Origin of the sequence: Actinomadura logoneensis, assembly GCF_003428695.1 — a bacterium.
Taxonomy (GTDB): domain Bacteria; phylum Actinomycetota; class Actinomycetes; order Streptosporangiales; family Streptosporangiaceae; genus Spirillospora; species Spirillospora logoneensis.
Genome location: NZ_QURH01000535.1, coordinates 1 through 1,504, shown reverse-complemented (window position 1 = coordinate 1,504; position 1,504 = coordinate 1). Strand labels below are relative to the sequence as shown.

At 75.0% G+C, this 1,504-nt stretch carries 1 protein-coding gene; it reads right to left on the bottom strand.

The annotated features are described in order from the left end of the window. Nucleotides 1–128: 128 nt before the first annotated feature. Nucleotides 129–1,504: serine hydrolase domain-containing protein (locus DZF91_RS23900; RefSeq protein WP_117359555.1), on the bottom strand; the 1,376-nt coding region annotated here is incomplete at its 5' end.

Sequence of the window (1,504 nt, the reverse complement as noted above, 5' to 3'; positions counted from 1 at the left end):
CGACCGCGTCGGCGCAGCGGCGCACGGCCGCGAGGTCGGCGGTGGGCGACTCGGCCCGCACCAGCCCGCCGGTGTCGGCGACCATCTCGGCCGTGCGGGCGCGGGCGGCCGTCAGCAGGTCCGGCACGTCAGCCGACCTTGGGCGTCGCGCGGACGCCGTGGTGGACGTACTGGGACCCGTCGTCGAGGGTGTAGAACGTCACCGGCCACCAGCCGCCGACGCCGGACCGCTGGACGAGGAAGACGCCGGGCTCGAAGGCGCGCAGCGGCTCCTCCTGCAGCCGCTCCTCCTCGGGCAGCATCTCGGCCAGCTCCCCGGTCACCACGGACCGCAGGACCAGGCCGCCGTCGCGTTCGAACACCTCCATCCGGCTGGAGGCGCGCTCGTAGACGCCGACGTAGCGGGACAGGTCGTCGGGGGCGGGGTCGGCGGCAGGCTCGGGCAGCCGGGGCAGCTCGACGTCCGCGAGCTCGGCGAAGATCTCGCCGTAGAGGTCCTGGTAGAGGCTCAGGGTGTCGCCTCCGTTGGTGAGCAGGCACACCGCGAGCCCGGCGTCGGGCAGGACGCGCAGGAAGGCGCTCTGGCCGATGGTGTTGCCGTCGTGGCCGTACATGCGGCGGCCCGACCACTCCATGAGGATCCAGCCCAGTCCCCACGCGTCGCCGAGGGTGTGGGTGTCGGGGAGGGCGACCTGGGCCGCGCGCATCTCCCGGGCGGCGTCCTCCGACAGCAGGCGCGCGCCGTCGGGGGCGAGCCCGCCGTCCAGGTGGAGGCGGGCGAAGGCCAGCACCTCGCGGGGCGTGGAGCAGATCAGGCCCGCCGGCCCCGCCGAGCGCATGAGCGTCCAGTGCGGCGCGACGACCGGGGGCTCGCCGATGTGGCCGGCGGCGGCGCGGTGGCGCAGGACGTCCTCGGGGAGCGTGGCGGTGCGGGTGAGGCCGAGCGGCGCGTAGAGGCGTTCGTGCATCAGCCGGTCCCACTGGACGCCGGTGACGTGTTCGAGGATGCGGCCGGTCAGGGTGAAGCCTGCGTTGCAGTAGGACATGGTCGCGCCGACCGGGTGGTTGGCGCCGACCCCGGCGAGGCGTTCGGCGTACCGCTCCAGGCAGTCGTCGCCGCGTCCGGTGTCGACGAAGAAGTCGCCGTCGATGCCGCTGGTGTGGGACAGCAGGTGCCGCAGGGTGACCCGCTCGGTCAGCTCGGGGGTGCCGAGGCGCAGGCCCGGCAGGACGGAGGTGACCGGGGTGTCCAGCTCCAGGACGCCCTCGTCGACGAGCATCATCGCGACGGTGGCCGTCCACACCTTGGAGATCGAGCCGATCTGCCAGAGCGTGTCGGTGGTGGCCTCGATCCGCGCGCCGGCGTTGGCGAGGCCGGTGGCGGCCTCGGTGACCTCGCCGTCGGCGAGGATGCCGAGGCCGGCCCCGGGTACGCCGTGCCGGGCCGCGAGAGCGGTCAGCCGCTCGGCCCAGTGCGCGGCGTCGACCGGGCGCGTGGCGCCGG